The organism is Vibrio atlanticus (assembly GCF_024347315.1).
Lineage (GTDB): Bacteria > Pseudomonadota > Gammaproteobacteria > Enterobacterales > Vibrionaceae > Vibrio > Vibrio atlanticus.
In genome coordinates, this window is sequence record NZ_AP025460.1 from 437,136 (window position 1) to 460,551 (window position 23,416).

Below are 23,416 nucleotides of genomic sequence, written 5' to 3' on the forward strand. Positions count from 1 at the left end.
GTTTTATCAGTAAAGAAAATTAGTTGTTTAAGAAGAATGGACGACCGTAGCTGAGTGCGTTACCTGAGCTTGTTTCACTTACTTCGCTTGAGTCTGAGCCTATGTTGGTACCAAAGCCAACAATACCGAAGTTAAAGCCAAAGTTTTTCTCGTATACTGGTGTCGCATTCGATGTGTTGATGTAATCACCTTCCCATCTACGCAATTGGTTACTATAGGTGAAGCCGATATACCAACAATCGGATTTGTAATTGAGTTCAGCTAACCACTCAAGGTTCTCTTCGGTTGTTAAATCATAGAAGTACTGAGCGCTGGCACTCCACTTACGTGAAATCTGGTAGGCTCCGAGTAATCCTGCTTGAGATATACCATCTTTAGTAATCGATCCAACATTAAAATCAACAGTGTCTTCGATATACTCTTTGGTTACGTAGCGGTAGTTGGTTTGGATATAACCACCAGAAAAACGGTACTCAATGGTGCTGTTGGCTAGTTGCATTGCTGTGGTATCGATGTCGTACTGAACCCCACCATGATAAAACAGGTAGTCGTCGTAATTAAAGTCGACTTCTACAGCCCAAGATGAGTAATTCGAGTTCTTATCTTTAGTATCAAGTGTTAGATGTTGTTTCGTATCTTTGTCGATATAAAAGATTTGTCCAAAAGACACATTGAGTCGCTCTTTATACTCATCATCAAAGAAACGAGATGATGCACCGTAGCTTACTTGGTTAGCTGCAGCGATACGGTCTACACCACTGTATTTACGGCTTCTAAAGAGACCATAATAATCAGTCTGCAGAAGTGTCGTATCGTAAAGACCAATGTTGTTTTGATCTTCTTTTGGTACATACAGGTATTGAACTTGGGGTTCTAGAGTTTGAGTGTAGTTACCAATAACCTTGGTACCTCTTTCTAAAACGATACCAGCATGACTCCTAAATTCTGGGATAACTCGACTTACTGACTTTTCTAAATCTTTATATTTGTCACTTGTGGTATCAACACCATCAAGATCTTGTTGGTAGTAAGTACCAAGAAGTCGGGCTTCTGTGGTCCAAGTCCCCCAAGTGTTGCCTACAGGGATAGTAATACCCGGCTCAACGTGAATACGAGTTGCTGATGGTTTGCCTTTTGCATCGGTATCAAACAGAGACACATGGCTGACCAAGTCGAAATCTAAATACTCCATTACCTCCGGGGCATAATAGTTATATTCCAGCTGTGGGAGCAGGCGGTATGGAAGGTTGTTTGTCGTATTTGTAAGAACCTGAAAGTCTCGCACAAGTACAGACGCATCCCAATTTTGAGAACGGTATGTAGCCTGCCCTTCCTGAAGTAACTGACCGTCTTCACGACTACCAATACCGCTTCCGTTGACATCCGTGAAGTACTCGATATCGCTAACTTTTGAGTAATCAATTTCAAACAACCAAGATTCTTGAAATATCCCTGAATGCGCTAGCTGAGCCCCCCAACGATCACCTTTCTCTTGGTATTTTTTGTCATCAGGTAAGTATTCAGATTTGATAACCCCAAAACCAAAGTCGCTTAAGTATCTGAACTCACTGTTAAGTTGAATTCCACGTTCTTGCATGTACTTAAAGGTGGTTTCTAAGTCGTAGTTTGGTGCTAAGTTCCAATAAACAGGGATCTCAAATTCAAAACCATCACTTGAGCCATATGATACCGTTGGATATAAGAAGCCTGTTTTACGCGTATCACCAATCGGAACGGTTAAGTAAGGCAGATAAAAAACAGGAACGCTCTGAATTTCAAACCTTGGATTGTAGAACGTAGCCTCTTCTTCATTTTGGTCGACATCGATACTTGATGCTCTTAAGCGCCAAGCGTTGTCACCGATAGGGCAAGAGGTGATTGAGCCATCTTCGATTTCATAGACGGCTTTACCTGTATTCGCGATATAAACCGCCTCTCCTCTGCCTTGCTCACAGAGGAATTCATAATTGGTATTTTCGAGCGTCATTTCATCGGTAGTCAGATTATTGGTTGCTCTTTCTGATACTGATTTAATTTGACCATCGCTAAAGTTTACGTTGCCTTCAGCTACAACGATATTTTCTTGTTGGTGAAGCGTTACATTGTCGGCAAGGATGGTTTTGTTTCCTTGGGTAACTCTTACATCACCTGAGTAGATTGCCTTGTCACCATTGATAGCCTCTAAGCGATCGGACTCAACATGAGCGGGAAGTTGTGTATCGTTTTCTGATACGGGTTGAACTCTGCATTGGTCGATAGGATCTTTCGAGGGTTTGATCAAGCATTGACCGATAGCGGGCATTTCCTGCACACTATTATCGGTGGTTGTTTCAGCTTGAGTTGTCGATACGTATAATGCCGTACTTATAGACGCGGCTAACAAGGTGCGGGAAAAAGATTGCATGAAGTTGAACTATCCTGTGTCACTAGATGAAGGGTTGATCTAGTATCAATCCAATTAATAAAGCATTTTCCTTATGATAAAGGAAATATTAGCATTCAGCATCATCAGACAGCATTACTCAGACAAAATTCATAGATAGAGAACACATAATGCAAATATTTGGCAAAATTTTGGGCGCTTTTTTTGGTTTTTTATTTGGGGGGCCGCTCGGTTTAGTTTTTGGCCTATTCTTAGGGCACCAGTTCGATAAAGCTCGCCGATTGAACCAATCGGGCTTCAATAGCTCTGGTTTTGGACGAGGTCCAAGCCAAGCTGAAAGGCAAAACGAGTTCTTTAAAGCGGCTTTTGCGGTTATGGGACATGTTGCTAAAGCCAAGGGGCAGGTAACTCCGGAAGAGATTCAGCTCGCTTCTACAATGATGGAGCGTATGAACCTGCATGGCGAGCAACGTAAAGCGGCGCAAGATGCGTTTCGTGATGGCAAAGAGAGTGACTTCCCGTTAAGCGATGTGCTTGAGCGTGTGAGGATCTCATCGGGTGGCCGTTTTGATCTTCTGCAGTTCTTTTTAGAGCTACAGGTATCCGCAGCATTTGCTGATGGCAGCTTGCACCCGAGTGAGCGCCAAGTTCTGCATAAGATAGCGCAAGGTCTTGGCTTTTCTGCAGAACAACTAGAACGCCGTTTACAGATGCAAGAAGCTGCATTCCGTTTTCAACAGCAGGGTGGAAGCTTTGGTGGTCATCAAGGTCACGGGCAATCATCGGGTTGGCAACAGGCTTCGCAACAAAACCAATTGGCCGATGCGTTTAAAGTTCTCGGTGTGAGTGAAAGTGCTGACGGTAAAGAGGTGAAGAAAGCCTACCGTAAACTGATGAATGAACATCACCCAGATAAATTGATGGCGAAGGGTTTGCCACCAGAAATGATGAATGTCGCGAAAGAGAAGTCACAAGAAATTCAAAATGCTTATGACCTAATAAAGAAAGTAAAAGGTTTTAAGTAATCGAACATTAAACTGAGTAATAACAAAATTACTCGGTTTTTATTAAAGGGAATTATATGACGGTAACGTATCGGGATGTTCTAGAGTTTTGGTTCGATGAATTGACGCCAAAAGACTGGTTTACTGGCGGCGAAGAAATTGATGTTTTGATAGAGTCTCGATTTGCTGAGGTGCACAAGGCAGCGGCTCAAGGTGAGCTATTTGAATGGCGACAAAATGCAGAAGGGCGCTTAGCTGAAATTATCGTGCTTGATCAGTTTTCTCGAAATATTGGTAGAAACAGTCCGACAGCTTTTTCGGCTGACCCGATGGCGTTAGTTCTAGCGCAAGAGGCGGTAGCGGGTGGTTTTGATCACCAGCTTAACGAGCAACAAAAAAGCTTCCTGTATATGCCTTATATGCACAGTGAATCTTTGTTGGTTCATGAACAAGCCGTGGAGCTCTTTTCTCAAACGGGGTTAGAACATAATCTTGATTTTGAGTTTAAGCACAAGGTCATCATTGAGCGTTTTGGTCGCTACCCTCATCGTAATGAGGTGCTAGGGCGAATTTCGACTCCTGAAGAGGTTGAGTTCTTGCAGCAACCGGGTTCAAGTTTTTAATTGTAGAAATACGGTTCAATAGATAAAAAAGAGGCAAGGGTGTGTTGACCTTTCGAGCTGATTTTTGCAGCGAGTTGCTGGGTCTTTATACAAGGCAGAGGCTTTGATGTGTAGCTAGCCTACATGAGAAGCCGATAACGTAGTAGAAATGGCCAGCAAACGCTGCCCAAAGGGTTCGGCTAAAAGCGTTTTACTCTTTGTTGAGGGGGATTGGCTTAGAATGACTAGGCTACTTCCCCCTCGCCGCGATTAAAACGCTTTTATCTCGAACAAAATTTAACCGCGAAAGGTCAACATGCCCTAGCGGTTAATAAAAACAACTCGCCTCTTTTTGTTTAGCTTCATTCAAGAGCTTTAATGTTAAAACTAGTTCGCTTTGTTAAGTGACCAATCGTAGTCATAGCTGATTTTGTTAGTGTTCGTTACCGGATTTTTTCGATATTGGTCTAGGTGTTGAATGAGTTGTTTTTCTGTACCAAAATCCACAGCAAACCATTCGTAGATGGATGACAATTCAAGATCATTGCTGTTGACTAGCACACCTTTATCACTGTTTATAAACTCGGTCGCCGCTTGTTCTAGTAGCATTTCTGTATTGTCAGCAGTAAAGGCCTGAGGCTGTAAGTTAGGGCAACCTAAACTCGCACAGTTCACTGCATAATGCGTGCGCGGATCTTGCCAAATCGGTCTTAGGATTCGGTGTTCAATATCGTTGAGTGTCAGTGATTTTCCGTTAACGATGACCACATCATCTCCCCATGGCCCAAAACTAAACAGTCCGCCGAGCTTGGTGATGGATTTTATTGGGTAAGCATCGAGAATTAGATCGACAGTCACGGCGTTATATAGATTAACCCAGTAGGCATACTGTTCCGCTTTTGAATAGTCGAGCGGATTAACTTGTTCGAGTTGCTTGATGTATTGCTTAAGTTTTGTCTTATCGGCAGTGTTCACCGCTTTATAGCGAACTAACGTATTTTGCCCCTGTTTAACCAAGTAGCTATCGAGGAGTTGCTGCCAATCTTGATGAGATACCTGTTCTAGGTTGGTTTCGTCGCTTTGGTTCCAGTATCGCCAAAGATCGGATTTAGGCGCAGACCAAGCTAAGGTTGAGAAAAGTAGGCTGACAATAAAAAGTAGTTGTTTCATGGCATTCTCCTGATGACTGACTACTAAGACCTTATGGCTTACCATTTTCTTTCATTGCTCTTAAGTTAAATAGCGGAACTTATCTAAATAAAGGGTTGAGTTTAATAAAGACGTTGAGTTAAATAAAAGATTGAACCAAATAAAAAAGGTTGGCGCTAGGCCAACCTTTTATATGAACACAAAACTGTGTGACTCTACTTCAAGACTTCTTTACTTCAGGAAGCTAGGAATCTTAGCTTCAAACTCTGAAATCTTATCTGCGTGTTGAAGCGTTAGGCCGATGTTATCTAGGCCATTCAGCAAACAGTGACGACGGAACTCATCAATCTCAAACGAGTATTCTTTTCCATTCGCTCTGACTTTCATTGCTTCTAAATCAACGTCGATCTCAGCGCCTTCGTTTGCCTCAACGAACTGGAATAGTTCATCGACTTCCTGTTCTGTCAGACGAACAGGGACCATCTGGTTGTTGATCGAGTTACCGTAGAAAATATCTGCAAAGCTTGGCGCGATCATCACTTTAATACCGTAGTCGGCAAGCGCCCACGGTGCATGTTCACGAGATGAACCACAACCAAAGTTTTCACGAGCGAGAAGAATTGAAGCACCTTTGTAGCGAGGAGCGTTCATTACAAACTCAGGGTTTGGCTGTTGGCCAGCGTCATCTAGGAAGCGCCAGTCGTGGAACAAGTGCTTACCAAAACCGATACGGTTCACTTTCTGTAGAAACTGCTTTGGAATGATCGCATCAGTATCGATGTTGGCCGTATCTAGAGGAACGACTAATCCGGTGTGTTGTTGAAAACCTGACATGTTAAATCCTCTAATTAAAGTTCACGAATATCGACAAAGTGACCAGCGATTGCCGCTGCGGCTGCCATTGCTGGGCTAACTAGGTGCGTACGACCATCACGGCCTTGGCGACCTTCAAAGTTACGGTTTGATGTAGAAGCACAGCGCTCTTGAGGACCTAAACGGTCATTGTTCATTGCAAGACACATAGAGCAACCCGGTAGGCGCCATTCAAAGCCTGCTTCGATAAAGATCTTATCTAAGCCTTCAGCTTCAGCTTGTGCTTTCACTTGCTCAGAGCCCGGAACGATCAATGCTTGAACATGTTTCGCTACTTGGCGTCCTTTCGCTACTGCTGCAGCTGCACGCATGTCTTCGATACGCGAGTTAGTACAAGAACCCACGAACACTTTATCGACGTTGTAATCCGATAGTGATTTACCCGCTTCAAGGCCCATGTACGCCAGAGCCTTTTCTGCTGAAGCTTTTTCAACAGGATCTGCAAAGCTTTCTGGTGCAGGGATTGGCGTGTCTACCGAGATAACCTGACCTGGGTTAGTGCCCCAAGTCACTTGTGGCTTGATGTCTGCTGCTTCTAGTGTCACAACTGCATCGAATTCAGCGTCAACATCAGTTTTCAATGTGTCCCAGTATTCGATTGCCGCTTCTAAGTCTTCACCTTGTGGAGAGAACTTACGACCTTTGATGTATTCGTATGTCGTTGCATCTGGAGCAATTAGACCGGCTTTAGCACCAAGCTCGATTGCCATGTTACATACCGTCATACGACCTTCCATTGTAAGGTCAGTAATTGCTTCACCACAGAATTCAACTACATAGCCTGTACCGCCAGCGGCTGTTGTCTTACCGATGATTGCGAGCACGATATCTTTTGCTGTAATGCCTTCAGCGACTTTGCCTTTTACTTCGATCTTCATGGTTTTAGCGCGAGCTTGTTTTAGCGTTTGAGTTGCTAGAACATGTTCAACTTCTGAAGTACCGATACCGAATGCTAATGAGCCAAATGCACCGTGTGTTGCTGTGTGTGAGTCACCACATACAATGGTCATGCCCGGCAGAGTAATACCTAGCTCAGGGCCCATTACGTGCACAATACCTTGGTATTTGTGGTTTAGGTCGTAGAGCGTGACACCAAACTCTTCACAGTTTTTCGATAGCGTTTCCATTTGGATACGAGCCATCTCACCAGAGGCGTTGATGTCTTTCGCTTGTGTCGATACGTTGTGATCCATGGTTGCAAAAGTTTTGCCTACTTGGCGAACTTTACGACCTTTTTCACGCAGGCCATCAAAGGCTTGTGGTGATGTTACTTCGTGGACTAAGTGGCGATCGATATAAAGAATTGGTGTTTCGCCCTTTGCTGCAACTGCAACGTGAGCGTCATAAACTTTTTCGTATAAGGTTTTTGCTTGCTGGTTTGTCGACATAGCTTTTCTTCCTTGGGATCATCAGTCCCAGTGTTTGTTTCGAGCCAAGTCATGCGGTTTACGATGACTTGGCTTGATATTATTCTTATGTACTTGCTTCTAATCGGAGCATTTAGCTTATGAAGCTAAGATGTACTCAGCGATCTTGTCACCCATTTCAGAGGTAGTCAGTGCTTGGTTCTTACCTGCAAGGTCTGCCGTTAGCTCACCTGCAGAAAGTGCTTTAGATACCGCTGATTCGATGTCTTGTGCTGCCGCTTCTTCGCCTAGGCTGTAACGAAGCATTAGCGCTGCAGAAAGAATTTGCGCGACTGGGTTCGCAATGTTCTTACCTGCGATATCTGGTGCGCTGCCACCTGCGGGTTCGTATAGGCCGAAGTTGCTTTCGTTTAAGCTTGCAGAAGGAAGCATACCCATGGAGCCTGTGATCATTGCGCACTCATCAGAGATGATGTCACCAAAGATGTTTGAACATAGCATTACGTCAAACTGAGATGGGTCTTTGATTAGCTGCATGGTCGCGTTGTCGATGTACATGTGGTTTAGCGTGACATCTGGGTAATCTTTTGCGATTTCTTCAACCACTTCACGCCATAAGATAGAGCTCTGCAGAACGTTTGCTTTGTCGATTGAGTAAACGTTTTTGTTACGTAGACGTGCAGATTCAAACGCAATCTTTGCAATACGTTCGATCTCGTAACGGTGATAAACCTCTGTATCAAAAGCTTTCTCAGTTGCGCCTTCGCCTTCACGACCTTTAGGTTGGCCGAAGTAGATGCCGCCTGTTAGTTCACGAACTACAACGATATCGAAGCCGTTACCTGAGATGTCAGCACGCAAAGGAGAGAAAGACTCTAGACCTTTGTGGATTTGTGCAGGACGTAGGTTACAGAACAGTTGGAAGTGTTTACGTAGAGGAAGTAGGGCACCACGCTCTGGTTGATCGTTTGGTGGGAGATGTTCCCACTTAGGTCCGCCAACCGAGCCAAATAGTACTGCGTCAGATTCTTCACAGCCCGTTACTGTCGCTTCTGGAAGTGGACAGCCGTGATTATCAATTGCGATACCACCAACATCATACTCTTCGCGAGAAAAGCTAATCGCGTGCTTCTTTTCAATCGCGTCTAGCACTTTATGTGCTTGCTGCATTACTTCTGGGCCAATGCCATCACCAGGTAGTACGGCAATCTTGTATGATTTATCTGTCATGTTAATCCTTTAATTCTTGTTACTGAGCTTTTTGGCTCGTTTTAAATTTTGTCCCTAAAGCCAACAACATCGGCTCTAGGGCTCTGTTATTGGGGTCTTAAACTGTCGCGAATTTTTGCTGCTTCATTTCAGCAATAGTGTCTGCGCGTTGAATGCTATTGATAACGTGTAGCAACGCTTGACCAGAAGCTTCAACGATATCGGTTGAAACGCCAGTACCGTGGTACTTACGGCCTTTATAGTTAGCAATGATGTCCGCTTGACCTAAGCCATCTTCGCCTTCACCTTTTGCAGTTAGGTCGAACTTATCCAACGCTATTTCGTAGCCTGTTAAGCGGTAGATACATTGGTATAAAGCATCAACAGGGCCATTGCCGACAGCGGCTTCGCATTTCTCTTCATCACCACATTGCAGTTTGATGCTGGTGGTAGACATAACACTACCAGATTGTACGCTTAGGTAGTTAAGTTTATAGAAGTCATCTTCATCACGTAGATTCGCGAAGTGCATCAATGCTTCTAGGTCGTAATCGAACACTTGGCCTTTACGGTCAGCAAGCTTCAAGAAGTCTTCGTACAATGAATCTAAGTTGTACTCATTATCTTTATAACCCATAGCGTCCATGTGGCTCTTAACAGCGGCTCGGCCACTACGGCTTGTTAGGTTCAAGGCTTTGTTTTTCAAGCCAATAGACTCAGGCGTCATGATCTCGTAAGTGTTCTTGTTCTTTAGCATGCCATCTTGGTGAATACCTGAAGAGTGGCTGAATGCGTTAGCACCGACGATTGCTTTGTTGTCTTGAATTGGCATGTGGCAAAGCTGACTTACCAACTTACTGGTACGGTGGATCTCCTTGTGATCCAAGCCAGTATGAACACCCAAAAGCTCTTGACGAGTTTTGATGATCATTGCGATTTCTTCTAGAGAACAGTTACCAGCACGTTCGCCAATACCATTGATTGTGCCTTCAATTTGACGAGCGCCCGCTTGCACAGCAGCAATTGAGTTTGCAACCGACATACCTAAGTCATCGTGACAGTGAACAGAGATGATCGCTTGGTCGATGTTGGGTACGCGATCGAATAGCGTCTTGATAATGCCACCAAACTCATTTGGTACTGTGTAGCCCACTGTGTCTGGAATGTTGATGGTTTTCGCGCCTGCGTTAATCGCGGCTTCAACCATGCGACATAGGTTGTCGATAGGGGTACGGCCGGCATCTTCACAAGAGAATTCAACATCATCGGTATAGTTACGAGCGTGCTTGACTGCTTTCACTGCCATCTCTACTACGTCATCGTAGCTGCGGCGTAATTTGTCTTGTACGTGAACCGTTGATGTTGAGATGAAGGTATGAATACGGAACTGGTCAGCAACTTTAAGCGCTTCGGCAGCGGCATCGATATCTTTCGCTACGGCACGAGAAAGCGCACAAATACGGCTGTCTTTGATGTGTTTAGCGATGGTTTGTACTGACTCAAAATCACCCGGAGAAGAAATAGGGAAGCCAGCTTCGATAACATCTACACCCAGTCTCTCAAGAGCATAAGCGATCTGTAACTTCTCTTTTACCGTAAGGCTTGCAGCCAATGCTTGCTCGCCGTCACGTAAGGTAGTATCAAAAATTATTACTTGATCGTTCATGGGTGCTTCCTTATATCGATAATGAATCGATTGCTATCCAAATTATTATTAAGAATGATATTCTTTTAAAAGTGCCAGTTACAAAAAAACCCGCTCAGTGCGGGTTTTAATATTTGTGTAGTTCTTGACCCACAACTTACCCGCGCGATTGGTTCACGATAAGGAGAAGTTTCAGCAGTAGAGAAGAAGAAAAAATCATTACACAAATATCCGTAAATAAACTGTTAACACCATATTTACCGTAATTTATTCTGAGCGTCAAACAAGAAAATCCAATATCAGCGTGCATTGGCAGTGTTTTGGTTTTGTTTGTGCTGTTTTTTGTTTAAGTGTTAGCGATATCAACTAAATGGTGGTTTTGTATTGGCGGGTTAGTTTATCGTTTGGCTGATGTGTAGGTTAAAACTTTGTAGTAAATATTTTTAATGGAACGATTCACCAAAAAAATCACAAGCGTGACTAAAGTAATTAATCAATTGATTAAATAGTGAGTAATTAATCTTCTACTGTTATGCCTGTTTATCTCTATAATTAATCGAATGATTAATTATAGAGATAGGTTGAGCCATGACAGCACGAAAAGCGGGGCGACCTCAACAGAACTTAGATGTTCGACAACTATTGATTGAGCATGCTCGTGATCTGTTTGTCGTTCAGTCATACGACAAGGTCTCGACACGCCTGATTGCTGATCGTGCGGGTGTGAACATTGCGATGATCCGTTATTACTTTGGCAGTAAGGCTGGATTATTTGAGGCGATGCTGCGTGAAACGCTACGACCGATGCAATTGCAAATGCAGAGATTGGTTGAAGAAAGCAGCCATGAGAACTTTCTTGATTTAATGCGGACTTACTATAAAGAGATGGTCAAGGTGCCCAAGTTTCCTCGCTTGATTGCTCAAGTGATGAATATGCCTCCCTCTGAAGTGCAAAGAGAGTTGCTCGAAAAGGTTTTTCTCGATGTCGCCAAGCCAGCCCAAGATGTCATTTTTGAAAAGCTGGTTGAACAAGGCATCTTAAAACAGAACATGGATCCAAAATTGTGTCGAGTTTCGTATATAAGCTTGATGGTGTTTCCATTCATTGCTCCGCCCCCTCTATTAGCAATCCATGGTATTGAGATTAATGAAGAATTTCTTAACCGTTTAATCGAACACAACATTCAATTGATGACCGAAGGCTTTATCAACGCACCGAGCCCTTCTGCAGTGCAGGACAAAAGATAATGAAAATAAATAAAAAACTACTCTTCTTTCCAGCACTTGCGGTTGGTGTCATCGGCCTTGTGACTGCTATTAGCTTAAAGCCGGATCTGCCGACTAAGCCCGCGGGAGATCGGGCTCGTCTAGTCGAAACCGTCAGTTTAGAACAACAAATGATCGCGCCGTTGGCAGTGGGCTTTGGCAAAGTAGTCCCTAAAGTTGAATGGAAAGCCATTGCCGAGGTGACAGGGCAGATTGTTTATCGACATCCAGACCTAGAAAAAGGGCAGATCATTCCAGCGGGTACTGAGGTACTTAAGATCGATCCCTTGGATTACGAGTTGAAGTTGGTACAAGCTGAAGCGGATCTTAAATCAAGCCAGACCTCATTAGCTAAATTGAATCAAGAAGAAGACAACCTGAATCAGACTCTTAAGATCGAAAAGAACCGCTTAGTGATCAGCAACAAAGAGCTACAACGTAAACAAGATCTGCGTAAGAAAGGGCTGACTTCTCAATCGGATGTCGATCTGCAACAACAAAGTGCACTGTCTCAACAGAAGCTTGTATTGGATATTGATAACCAAATTGCATTGATGCCAGATGAAAAGCGTGTTGCGGAAGCCGTGATTAAGGTGAATGTCTCTAAAGTAAAAGAGGCGCAACGCTCTTTAGATAAAACGACCATTACTTTGCCTAGAGCGATGCGAATAGCTCAGGTCGATATTGAACAGAACCAAGTGGTTAATCTTCAGCAAGAGATGTTTGTTGCTCACGGGATTAAGGTTATGGAAGTTGAGGCGCAACTCTCTATTCACGATATGCAAACTTTAGCCTCAAGCTTTACTCAATTCCCTCGTGATGCCGCAGGCATACCAAACCCTTATGAAGCGCCAATCAAAGCAAGTATTCAGCTAAACAGTGGCAGCCTTAACCTCAATTGGCCTGCAAAGGTGGCGAGAATCAGTGAAACCGTTGATGAGAACCAAGCGACAGCAGGGATCATTCTTGAAATCGCTCAAGACTACTCACAACTGCAACCAGACAGCGCTCCTCCGTTGGTCAATGGTATGTTTGTTAAAGCGGAGATTGAAGGTATCGCGAATCTGAGTTGGGTTGTGCCTGAGCGAGCACTGCATGGTGATAAGGTTTACCTGATGGACGACAATCAGCGTTTGCAAGTGGTGAATGTTGAAGTGCTTTATCGCAGAGACAATCAAGTGGTTGTGAGTGGTGAGCTACAAACGGGAGATAAACTAGTTCTCAATGATGTCCTGCCAGCAATCGAAGGCATGTTACTGAAAGAGTCGAACTCTGAAGAGGCTGAGCTTGAATCAGATACTCAGGAGAGTGCGTCATGATCAAGTTTTTCTCTCGGCACCCAACAGCAGCAAACTTGTTGATGCTTGGGTTGTTGATTTTGGGTATAAGCTCACTATCAACCATCAAGCGCGAAACCTTTCCTGCCTATGACCCACCTTACATTATGGCGGCGATCGTTTATCCCGGCGCATCACCACAAGAAGTGGAAGAGAGCTTGTGTGTGCGAATGGAAGATGCCGTCGATGGTCTAGCCAACATTGAGGAAACTCAGTGTGAGGCGATCGAAGGCAGTGCTCGTCTTATTCTGAAGCTTAATGAGAAAGCGGACATTGGCCGAATGCTGGTGGACGTTCAAACTCAAATCAACTCGATCAATGATTTCCCAACTGAGATTGAATCGCCTGTTGTTCAAGAACTGGATTGGAATGAACCGGTTGTTGATATCGCCATCACAGCAGAAACATCGTGGCCGGAGCTTAAGGCCTACGCTGAAGACCTCAAGCGTATCATGAAGCTTGATTATGATGTTTCACTGGTCGATGTTAGCGGCTTCTCTGATCATCAATACCGCGTTGAACTGGATACTCAAGCGATTCGCCAGCTGGGTTTGAGTGTCGGTGATATCGCAGACCAGATTGGCCGTCAGAATGTAAAACTGCCAAGCGGTAACGTTGAAACACCAGACAAGAATTTTTTGATTCGTTTTGATGAAAGACGAATTACACCTGTTGAGCTTGAAAGTATCGTGGTTGGCTCTGCGCCTAATGGATCAGTGATCCGTCTGAGGGACATTGCAAAAATAACCGACCGCTTTGAGCTTGATGAACAGAAGGTGTTGTTTGATGGAAAGCCATCGGCCCTGTTGAAAATCAGTAAAAACAAAGAAGATGATGCGTTACGAATCAAAGAGAACGTGACGCGTTTCGTTGAAGATCAGAGCGCGATTGCCCCTGATGGCGTGACGCTACAAATGACCAACGATCTCTCCTCTGTGCTGTGGGATCGCCTCACCATGATGGTACGTAACGGCTGGCAAGGTATTGTGCTGGTATTTGCCACCATGTGGCTATTCTTCAGCTTACGCTATTCATTCTGGGTTGCAGCTGGCTTACCGGTTACCTTCCTTGGTGGCTTGTTCTTAATGGCGAACTTAGGTTTGTCGATTAACATTATGTCGCTGGTCGGACTGTTGATGGCGATTGGTATCATGATGGATGACGCCATCGTGATTGCCGAATCGATAGCGTCCCATTTAGATCGGGGGCAAAACGTTGATGATGCGGTGTACAATGGCGTTAAGAAAGTGCTTCCCGGAGTCTTATCTTCTTTCTTAACTACAGTGTGTATTTTCGGTAGCTTGCTGTTTCTTGATGGGGAAATGGGCGCGGTGCTTAAGGCTATTCCTCAAGTATTGATATTAGTGCTCTCGTTGAGCTTGATTGAAGCCTTCCTGATTCTGCCTAATCACTTGTCTCATTCATTACACAAAGAAAAGAATGACAAGCCAGCGCTGCGCTTCAAAGTTGTGTTGTTAGAGAAGTTTGAGAACTTTCGTAATACCACCTTGATGAACATGGTTGAGAAAGTGGTGACATTCCGCTACGCCTTTATGGGCGGAGTGCTGACCCTGCTGTTGCTTTCGGTAGCCTTGATTGCTGGTGGCGTTGTTAAGTTCCAACCTTTCCCTGAGCTTGATGGTGATATTGCCGAGGCGCGTATCATTCTTCCGCCGGGCGCATCGCTGTCTCAAACTGAGAGAGTCGTCGACAAAATAGTCGTGTCGGCTGAACGCTTGAATGAGCAGTGGAGTGAAGAGGTTGAGGACGGTAATAAATTGGTTGAGCATATCACCAGCCAATTCAATGCAAACGCAGATGCCAATGAATCAGGGCCACATTTGGCCACGGTGCGCCTAGATTTGCGCGGTGCAGAGAGTCGCAACACGGTTATCGATGATTTCATCAATGCGTGGCGAGAGGATATTGGTGATTTGGCTGATCCTATCTCGCTGGTTTTTAAACAGCCGACGATGGGGCCGGGCGGTCGTGCTATCGAGATCCGCGCCAAACATGATGATCTTGCTGCATTGAAATCGGCTTCTTTAGATATTCAGGAGTACCTCAATCAGTTTGATGGTGTACATGGTGTGCTTGATGACATGCGCATGGGTAAAGAAGAGATCTTAGTGAAGTTGCGCCCTGGTGCGGAAACCTACAATGTGAATGGGCAGATGATTGCTTCCCAATTGCGTGCGGCCTTCTTTGGTCAGACTGCGGATGAAATCCAAATTGGGGTCGAGAACATTTCGATTGAGGTGCGTCTTGATAAAGAACAGGCTGGCGATTTACAACAACTGGCTAACTTCCCAATCATCACCGCAGATGGCAGCCAGATCCCGCTAGCGACATTGGCAACGCTAGATTTCCAACGTAACTACGTACGAATCCAACGTATCGATGGGCTGAGAACCATCAGTATCTTTGGTGATATTGATAACAAGAAAGCGAGCTCATCAGCGATTTTGGCTCAGTTCCAAAAAGATGAAGCAGCCAAGCTCATTCAAAAGTATCCGGGCTTACGCTTTGATTTCGAAGGGGAAGCCAAAGATGCGGCTAAGACCGGAGCTTCGATGGGTAAAGGTTTCTTGTTAGGCTTATTCGGTGTGTTTGCGATTTTGAGTTATCAGTTCCGAAGCTACTTGGAACCGGTCGTCGTAATGTTAGCGATTCCACTGGCCTTCATTGGTGTCGTTGTTGGTCACTGGCTGTTAGGGCACGCGTTAAGTATGCCGAGCATGATGGGCTTTGTGTCGCTTGCCGGGATCGTGGTTAATGATTCCATCTTGCTAGTGCAATACATTCGTCACCATGTTGATGAGGGAGATAGCGTGCATGACTCGGTGGTGAAGGCCAGTCGCGAGCGTTTCCGGGCGGTATTTTTGACATCAATGACGACCGCAGCTGGTTTGCTACCGCTGTTGACGGAAACCAGCTTACAGGCACAGGTTATTCAACCGCTGGTTATCTCGATCGTATTTGGTATTTTTGCCTCGACCTTATTGGTGCTGTTCATGATCCCTGCCGCTTACGCGATATTGGCTGACTTCGGGTTGGTGAAGAAGCATGAGCCATTAGCGCTATAATCTTTAGCGCTATTATCTTTAGCACTATTATCATTAGCGAACGCTATAACCATTAGCACGATAGAAGTAGTGTTTACTTATATAAAGAAGCAAAAACATAGAAGAATAAAGCGGCCTTGGGTCGCTTTATTTTTATCGGCAGCTTCTTGGCTCTCATCAGCTTACTTAGTGAAAGCGGTTTATTTGCTTCAAAATTCATTTTAGTTCATTCAAAACGTCACCTAACTGTCATTTCAGGGGCATACCTTGAGCCTTAACTGAATAAGGATTGTTAAGGAGATCGTATGCGTACTATCGAACCGATTGTCCGCTGGGATGTGGCATTTTCTGTTTTCTGTTTGAAGAACCGTTATAGCGGGCAACATGCAACATTGAGTAAAGCGGTGTCTCATACCGGGGATGGTCACTTATATGTGTTGATCGCTCTGATTGCGCTGTTAGCTGATGGCTACACAGGTCGTGAATTTTTAATGGTTGGTCTCGCCGCTTTTGCGATAGAGCTGCCGATTTATTGGTTAGCCAAAAACACTCTCAAGCGCCGCAGACCCGCTGAATTCTCTTCATTACTTCACTCTCACATTGTGCCGTCAGATAAATACAGCCTGCCTTCTGGGCATTCCGCTGCTGCATTTGTTATGGCGACTCTAATCGGACATTTTTATCCAAGTCTCTATCTCTTTAGCTTGATTTGGGCAACAGCGATTGCTGGCTCTCGAATCCTACTCGGTGTGCACTTTTTAACGGACGTACTGATTGGCGCAGCGCTAGGTATAGCGTGCACAAGCCTAGCCATTTACTTCATTTTATAGCGCTTAGTCGTATGGCTGTTTGTTCTGTTGTTCATATTAAAAAGACACAGGCAAAGACAGCAGCGCTCGAATTGTTAATCTTCAAGGAACCTGAATGAAAATTTTATATGGCGTACAAGGTACAGGGAATGGTCACATCGCTCGTGCGAGAGCAATGGCCGTCACTTTTCGTCAGAAAAATATCGATGTCGACTTTCTGTTCTCTGGGCGTGACGAGAGTAAATTCTTTTCGATGGAAGCATTTGGCAATTATCAGACCCGCAGCGGCTTAACTTTTTACAGCGAGCAGGGGAAGGTTAAATACGGCAAGACATTCATCAAGAACAACATCTGGCGATTTCTCCGCGAGGTTAACCAGCTCGATCTTGCGCCTTATGACTTAGTGCTTAATGATTTTGAACCTGTGACGGCATGGGCGGCTAAGAGGCAAGGTGTGCCATGCATTGGCATAAGCCACCAGAATGCGTTCCGCTATGATGTACCTAAAGAAGGGGGCAACTGGATTGAACATTCCGTGATTCAACATTTCGCCCCAACTGAGCACTCTATTGGTTTGCACTGGTATCACTTTGAACAGCCAATATTGCCACCTATCGTTCACACGCCTGCGTGTGATGAGCGAGCTAAAGCAACACAAGACTTCACCTTGGTTTATCTACCATTTGAGGATCTTGATGCTATCTCTGAGTTGTTGATGAAGTTTGTTTCTCATCACTTTGTCTGTTATCACCCGAATGTGATTGAGCATAGCCGAGTCGAAAATATAGAGTTCAAACCACTCAGTCATGCCGGCTTCCAATTCGATCTCAATCAGTGCTCTGGTGTGGTGGCCAACGGCGGTTTTGAATTGCCATCTGAAGCCTTAACTTTAGGTAAGAAGTTGCTTCTTAAGCCTCTTGAGGGACAGTTCGAACAACAAAGTAATGTGGCGACGCTTGAAGCGCTCGGGTTGGCTCAAACCATGAGCTTTTTAGACGCGGCTACCTTGCGTGGTTGGCTCGGTGAAAAGCAGGCAGAAGTGGTCACTTATCCCGACGTGGCAAGTGCACTTGTTGAGTGGGTGTTAGCGGGCAATTGGTCTAACCAAGATGACTTGAGAAAGCAACTTTGGGATAAGGTGGATTTTCCTAGTTATGCATCACTCACGTAACCCATAAGTGTTATTTCTGAATTGCCTAGCTGAACGATTCACGAGTTCAATAATTTGTAACAAATGTAACCAAAACGATAGAACAGCTAAATAAGTCGAAATGAAACTCATCAGTGACGCATTTTATGTTTTTTTATAACTCCATAAGCAACTGATTTTTAGGTGTTGTTTAATCATTAAGGTAAAATTAAATTATTCTTTATCAATCTTGTTGGTAGCTCGAGATTTATTGGTTAATAGTAATGGCAATCCGAAAAACATCGGTCTGATAAATATAAGAATTAGTGGTTATCTATTCCCACACCATTACCAATTTAACCCTGTCGAACCGACAAGAGGCAACTTGAATGTTAGAGAAAAAAGACGCAATGAGTGCAATTGCAAGCTACAGAATGGAAAGCACACTTCGTGGAGTCGACTTAAATCTTTTGACTGTATTTGATGCAGTTATGCAAGAGCAAAATATTACACGTGCAGCTCATAATCTGGGCATGTCTCAGCCTGCGGTAAGTAATGCTGTTGCTCGTTTGAAAGTAATGTTCAACGACGAGCTATTCATGCGTCAAGGTCGTGGTATTCAACCGACTCAACGTGCTCGTCAGTTGTTTGGCCCAATCCGCCAAGCGCTGCAGTTAGTACGCAACGAATTGCCAAGTTCTGTATTCTCACCAGAGTCGTCTTCTCGTTTGTTCAAACTTGCAATTTGTAGCCCTTGCGACATGCGTTTTGCACCTAAGATTATGTCGACAATCAACGACCAAGCACCTAGCGTTAATCTGCACATGGATGCAGAATTTGACCGTCAACTTTCTGAGCGCATGCGTTACCAAGAAATTGACTTCGTTATTGATTACTCGCGTTTTGATGAACAAGGTTTCTCAAGCACTGAAATCTTCCAAGATGAATTGGTTGTGGTAGCTTCTGCTTCTCACCCACGCATCAACGGTGAAGTTTCAGCGGCAGAATTGCTTAACGAAAAGCACGCTAAACTGTCTCGCATTCATGGTCAACGTAGCTTCTCTGAGCAAGCTTACCGTGACCTCGATTGCACGCCTTTCTACGAAGGTACGAGCTTGAGCAACGTTCTTTACGTTGTTGGTCAATCTGAATTAGTAACAATCGCTCCTCGTTGGATGGTAGAACATGCAGCAAACAAAGAGCAGCTTCAGATTCTAGATTTCCCATTCGATAATGCGGCGATTTCTGGCTTCCTTAGCTGGCACGAATCAAGTGAAAAGGACAAAGGACACATCTGGTTACGAGATCAGTTAATGATGATCTGTGGCGAAGTAGTGGCGCTTAACTAGACACTAATTCCTATGATTTATAAGCCCTAAGCTAGGAGTCTGGCTTGGGGTTTTTTTGTACCTGCTATTTTTGTTGATAGAAAACTTAGCGTGAGACGTACTATTACTTATAACTTTGAGCTTCATCAGTTGCCTTTTCCATGATCAGAGGTACACTTGTGCGCTCAAAAAAGCTTACAGGTGTAAGCCAAAGGTAAAGAGATGGCCAATTTAGATTTTCATATCGTAAAAAGACTTCGTGACCAAATTGCCCAAGGCGGCAACCGTACAGCTTTGAAGCACAAAGTAGACAATGTATGGCAAGGTATTAGCTGGGAACAATTTGGACAACAAATCGATACGCTTTCATTAGCGCTATTGGCTCAAGGATTGAGAGTTCAGGATAAGATCGGTATCTTCTCGAACAATATGCCTCAGTGGACTGTGGCTGACTTCGCATCCTTACAAGCGCGCCTTGTAACGGTACCAATCTACCCAACCAACACAGCGGCACAGTCTTCTTACATTATCCAAAATGCGGATGTGAAGATCTTATTCGTTGGTGAGCAAGCTCAATTCGATGCGGCGGTTAGCCTTTTTGAAGAGTGTGAACAGCTAGAAGTTGTTGTGGCGATGTCTGATGATATCGATCTGCAAGGACATCGCTTTGCTGTCTCTTGGAAAGAGTTCATGGCTCGTGGTGTTGAAGATCAGCGAGCTGAGCTTGATGTTCGTCTTGCGGATGCCAGCATGGATGACTTACTGACGCTTATCTATACCTCTGGTACAACAGGCCAGCCTAAAGGTGTAATGCTTGATTACACTAATGTTGGCTATCAATTAAAAGGCCATGATGAGCGTCTTAGCTTAAGCAAAGACGACGTCTCATTGTGTTTCTTACCTCTATCACATGTATTTGAACGCGCTTGGACTTTCTATGTCCTTTATAAAGGCGCAACTAACTGCTATTTGCAAGACACCATGCAAGTTCGTGACGCACTGAGTGATGTTAAACCAACGGTTATGTCTGCTGTTCCTCGCTTCTACGAGAAGATTTTCTCAGCGATTCACGAAAAAGTATCTAAAGCACCGTTTATTCGTAAAGTACTCTTTACTTGGGCGGTGAACATGGGCGCGAAGCTTTCTGTTTGTCATCAAGAAGGTCGTACACCATCATTCATGCTGAAGAAGAGCCATGCGCTTGCTGACAAGCTTGTGCTCTCTAAACTGCGAGCTCTGTTAGGTGGTAACATCAACTTCATGCCATGTGGTGGCGCGAAGCTTGATGAAACCATTGGTCGCTTCTTCCACGCGATTGGTATCAATGTAAAACTTGGCTACGGCATGACAGAAACCACGGCAACAGTATCGTGCTGGGATGACCGTTGTTTTAACCCTGATTCGATCGGTATGTCGATGCCGGGCGCTGAAGTGAAAATTGGCGCTAAGGACGAGATTCTTGTTCGTGGTCCAATGGTGATGCGTGGCTACTACAAGATGCCAGAAGAGACAGCTAAAACATTTGACGAGCATGGTTTCCTAAAAACGGGTGATGCGGGTCATTTTGATGAAAATGGTAATCTATTCATTACTGATCGCATCAAAGAATTAATGAAGACTTCTGGCGGTAAGTACATTGCACCGCAAGTGGTTGAAGGCGCAATTGGTAAAGATCACTTTATCGAGCAGATTGCTGTTATCGCTGATACGCGCAAATTCGTTTCTGCACTGATTGTTCCTTGTTATGACTCGCTAGAAGAGTATGCCAAAGAGCTTAATATCAAATATCATGACCGTGTGGAACTTGTTAAAAATCACCAAATAGTAGAAATGCTAGAGAAGCGTGTGAATGACTTACAACAAGAGCTAGCGAAGTTTGAGCAAGTGAAGAAGTTCAAGTTGTTGCCAAAAGCGTTTTCTATGGATGATGGTGAGCTAACACCGACCCAGAAACTGCGTCGTAAGGTTATTAACGATAAGTATCAAGACGAAATCGAAGAAATGTACAACGAAAAGCCTAAAGATAAGTAGTTTTCTGTTTAGATAAATTTTCAGTTGTTTAAAAATCCCCCTACGAATGTGATTGCATTTTTAGGGGGATTTTTTGTATCTAATGACACAGCACAATGTGCGAAAGCGCACACCAACAAGCTCGCTGTTTATCGATAAATAGCGAACTGTTGAAATATTAAGTGCTTTTTTTTATCAAGTAGGCAGTGTTTAAACCTAGTGTGAAAGCCTGTATTGGGTTTTATTTGATGCTTTGAGCTAATAGTTGGTTTTTTGGCACAGTTGCCGAATAACAGGCGTTAGACCAGATGATAATAAAGCGTTAAAGTTGTTTCGTATTACTGTTTGTTGTTATCACAACAGACAGCCATAGCCGAAAAAGTGGAAGTATTTCGAATTAGGCTACGAATAAGCCCTAGACTATGAAAAACCAGCCCAACATGTTCACCAAATGTGATTGGAAGCTGGTGAGGAGAGCAATATGACAACAAAACCTGAAACAGCCATGTCATCCGGCGCTGAAATGTTATCCGGCGCTGAGATGGTGGTGCAGTCTCTAATTGAAGAGGGTGTAGAACAAATCTTTGGTTATCCAGGTGGTTCTGTACTTGATATCTACGATGCGCTGCATGCTAAAACTGCTGAAATTAAACACGTATTAGTACGACACGAACAAGCCGCTACCCACATGGCAGATGGCTATACTCGTTCTACCGGTAAGCCGGGTGTAGTACTTGTGTGTTCTGGTCCAGGTGCGACCAATACCGTTACTGGTATTGCAACAGCCTACATGGACTCAATCCCAATGATTGTTATTTCTGGTAACGTACCAAATAACCTTATTGGTAACGACGCCTTCCAAGAGTGTGACATCGTTGGTGTATCACGCCCGATCGTTAAACACAGCTTCCTCGTTAAGAAAGCGGAAGATATCCCTGAAGTCGTTAAAAAAGCATTCTATATTTCAACGACAGGACGTCCAGGTCCTGTGGTTATTGATCTGCCAAAAGACATTTTAAACCCACAAATTAAGCTTCCTTATGAATACCCAGAAACGATCAAAATGCGTTCATATAACCCAACGGTTACGGGTCATAAAGGTCAGATCAAAAAGGCGCTGAAAGCCCTTCTTGAAGCGAAGAAGCCGGTACTTTATGTCGGTGGTGGTGCGGTTATTTCTGAGGCAGATAAGCCGTTGTTAAAATTAGCAGAGGCACTGAATTTACCCGTGGTAAGTACCCTAATGGGGCTTGGCGCTTTCCCTGGTACTCATAAGAACTCTTTGGGTATGTTGGGCATGCATGGTTTGTATGAAGCCAATATGGCGATGCACAATGCGGACTTGATCTTTGGTATTGGCGTACGTTTCGATGATCGAACGACCAATAACCTAGATAAATACTGTCCTGATGCGAAGATCATGCACATTGATATCGATCCATCTTCTATCTCTAAGAACGTTAAAGTGGATCTTCCGATTGTAGGTTCAGCGGAAAAAGTACTAGAAAGCATGGTTAACCTGCTTATTGAGCAAGGTGGAACTAACGATGCAGAAGCGATGGAAAGCTGGTGGAATGAAATTAAACAGTGGCAAGAACGTGACTGCTTAACGTATGACAAAACGTCGGGTCGAATTAAGCCACAACAAGTTATTGAAACACTGCATAAAGTAACCAATGGCGATGCCTATGTTGCTTCGGATGTTGGTCAGCACCAAATGTTTGCTGCTTTGTACTACCCGTTTGACAAGCCACGCCGTTGGATTAACTCTGGTGGTCTAGGTACGATGGGCTTTGGCTTACCAGCTGGTATGGGCGTTAAGTTTGCGAAACCTGATGAAGAAGTTGTGATTGTTACTGGTGACGGCAGTATTCAAATGAATATCCAAGAGCTGTCGACTGCGCTGCAATACAATATCCCCGTTAAGATTATTAATCTTAACAACCGTTTCTTAGGCATGGTAAAACAGTGGCAAGACATTGTTTATCAAGGTCGTTACTCTAATTCATATATGGACTCTGTTCCTGATTTTGCTGCTATCGCTGAGGCTTATGGCCACGTTGGCATGCGTATTTCATCTCCGGATGAATTGGAATCAGGTTTGGAAAAAGCACTGGCGATGAAAGACCGTTTGGTATTTGTCGATATTAGTGTGGATGACACCGAGCACGTATACCCAATGCAGATCAAAGGCGAGGGTATGGATAACATGTGGCTAAGCAAAACGGAGAGAACATAAT

General features: G+C 44.2%; 16 protein-coding genes. 10 read left to right on the forward strand and 6 right to left on the reverse strand.

Annotation, left to right across the window (positions count from 1 at the left end; genetic code table 11):
- Positions 1-19: 19 nt before the first annotated feature.
- Positions 20-2,404: an LPS assembly protein LptD gene (gene lptD / locus OCV30_RS02165; RefSeq protein ID WP_065680149.1), complete on the reverse strand. Its 2,385-nt coding sequence runs from the start codon at positions 2,402-2,404 to the stop codon at positions 20-22.
- Positions 2,405-2,553: 149 nt separating this feature from the next.
- Between lptD and djlA the strand changes: the two genes are divergently transcribed.
- Together djlA and OCV30_RS02175 are read left to right on the forward strand one after the other, a co-directional pair.
- On the forward strand, positions 2,554-3,408 hold the full coding sequence (gene djlA, locus OCV30_RS02170) for a co-chaperone DjlA (protein WP_065680150.1): 855 nt from the start codon (positions 2,554-2,556) through the stop codon (positions 3,406-3,408).
- 56 nt (positions 3,409-3,464) lie between these two features.
- The gene (locus OCV30_RS02175) at positions 3,465-4,010 is read left to right on the forward strand and encodes a DUF924 family protein (protein ID WP_065680151.1); all 546 of its coding nucleotides are present in this window, start codon (positions 3,465-3,467) and stop codon (positions 4,008-4,010) included.
- 366 nt (positions 4,011-4,376) lie between these two features.
- Here OCV30_RS02175 and OCV30_RS02180 read toward each other — a convergent pair whose 3' ends face one another.
- The 5 genes from OCV30_RS02180 to leuA all read right to left on the reverse strand — a co-directional run bounded on the left by OCV30_RS02180 (position 4,377) and on the right by leuA (position 10,253).
- Positions 4,377-5,159, reverse strand: coding sequence for a DUF547 domain-containing protein (locus OCV30_RS02180; protein WP_065680152.1), 783 nt, complete (start codon positions 5,157-5,159; stop codon positions 4,377-4,379).
- 210 nt (positions 5,160-5,369) lie between these two features.
- A complete protein-coding gene (gene leuD, locus OCV30_RS02185) occupies positions 5,370-5,972 on the reverse strand; it encodes a 3-isopropylmalate dehydratase small subunit (RefSeq protein WP_065680153.1) in 603 nt (200 codons plus the stop codon).
- Between the two features lie 14 nt (positions 5,973-5,986).
- The gene (gene leuC / locus OCV30_RS02190; RefSeq protein ID WP_065680154.1) at positions 5,987-7,399 is read right to left on the reverse strand and encodes a 3-isopropylmalate dehydratase large subunit; all 1,413 of its coding nucleotides are present in this window, start codon (positions 7,397-7,399) and stop codon (positions 5,987-5,989) included.
- A gap of 117 nt (positions 7,400-7,516) precedes the next feature.
- The gene (leuB, locus tag OCV30_RS02195) at positions 7,517-8,608 is read right to left on the reverse strand and encodes a 3-isopropylmalate dehydrogenase (protein ID WP_017102937.1); all 1,092 of its coding nucleotides are present in this window, start codon (positions 8,606-8,608) and stop codon (positions 7,517-7,519) included.
- Positions 8,609-8,705: 97 nt separating this feature from the next.
- Positions 8,706-10,253, reverse strand: coding sequence for a 2-isopropylmalate synthase (gene leuA / locus OCV30_RS02200; RefSeq protein WP_009847816.1), 1,548 nt, complete (start codon positions 10,251-10,253; stop codon positions 8,706-8,708).
- Between the two features lie 567 nt (positions 10,254-10,820).
- Between leuA and OCV30_RS02205 the strand changes: the two genes are divergently transcribed.
- The 8 genes from OCV30_RS02205 (at position 10,821) to OCV30_RS02240 (ending at position 23,415) form a co-directional block, all read left to right on the forward strand.
- Complete coding sequence (locus OCV30_RS02205; protein ID WP_009847815.1) at positions 10,821-11,480, forward strand: TetR/AcrR family transcriptional regulator; 660 nt, start codon at positions 10,821-10,823, stop codon at positions 11,478-11,480.
- Positions 11,480-12,817 (forward strand): efflux RND transporter periplasmic adaptor subunit, encoded by a 1,338-nt coding sequence (locus OCV30_RS02210; RefSeq protein WP_065680155.1) that lies wholly within the window; start codon positions 11,480-11,482, stop codon positions 12,815-12,817. The genes OCV30_RS02205 and OCV30_RS02210 overlap by 1 nt, the downstream gene beginning before the upstream one ends.
- Positions 12,814-15,921, forward strand: coding sequence for an efflux RND transporter permease subunit (locus tag OCV30_RS02215; RefSeq protein WP_065680156.1), 3,108 nt, complete (start codon positions 12,814-12,816; stop codon positions 15,919-15,921). Before OCV30_RS02210 ends, OCV30_RS02215 begins: the two co-directional genes overlap by 4 nt.
- Before the next feature lie 284 nt (positions 15,922-16,205).
- Entirely contained in the window at positions 16,206-16,730 is a 525-nt protein-coding gene (locus OCV30_RS02220; RefSeq protein WP_012603172.1) for a phosphatase PAP2 family protein, read from the forward strand.
- A 94-nt stretch (positions 16,731-16,824) separates the two neighbouring features.
- Positions 16,825-17,880 carry an MJ1255/VC2487 family glycosyltransferase gene (locus OCV30_RS02225; protein ID WP_065680157.1) on the forward strand — a complete coding sequence of 352 codons (1,056 nt, stop codon included), beginning with the start codon at positions 16,825-16,827 and terminating at the stop codon, positions 17,878-17,880.
- A gap of 347 nt (positions 17,881-18,227) precedes the next feature.
- A complete protein-coding gene (gene leuO, locus OCV30_RS02230) occupies positions 18,228-19,187 on the forward strand; it encodes a transcriptional regulator LeuO (protein WP_009847810.1) in 960 nt (319 codons plus the stop codon).
- Between the two features lie 201 nt (positions 19,188-19,388).
- The gene (locus OCV30_RS02235; RefSeq protein ID WP_065680158.1) at positions 19,389-21,197 is read left to right on the forward strand and encodes an AMP-dependent synthetase/ligase; all 1,809 of its coding nucleotides are present in this window, start codon (positions 19,389-19,391) and stop codon (positions 21,195-21,197) included.
- A gap of 460 nt (positions 21,198-21,657) precedes the next feature.
- On the forward strand, positions 21,658-23,415 hold the full coding sequence (locus OCV30_RS02240) for an acetolactate synthase 3 large subunit (protein WP_065680159.1): 1,758 nt from the start codon (positions 21,658-21,660) through the stop codon (positions 23,413-23,415).
- Position 23,416: the final 1 nt, after the last annotated feature.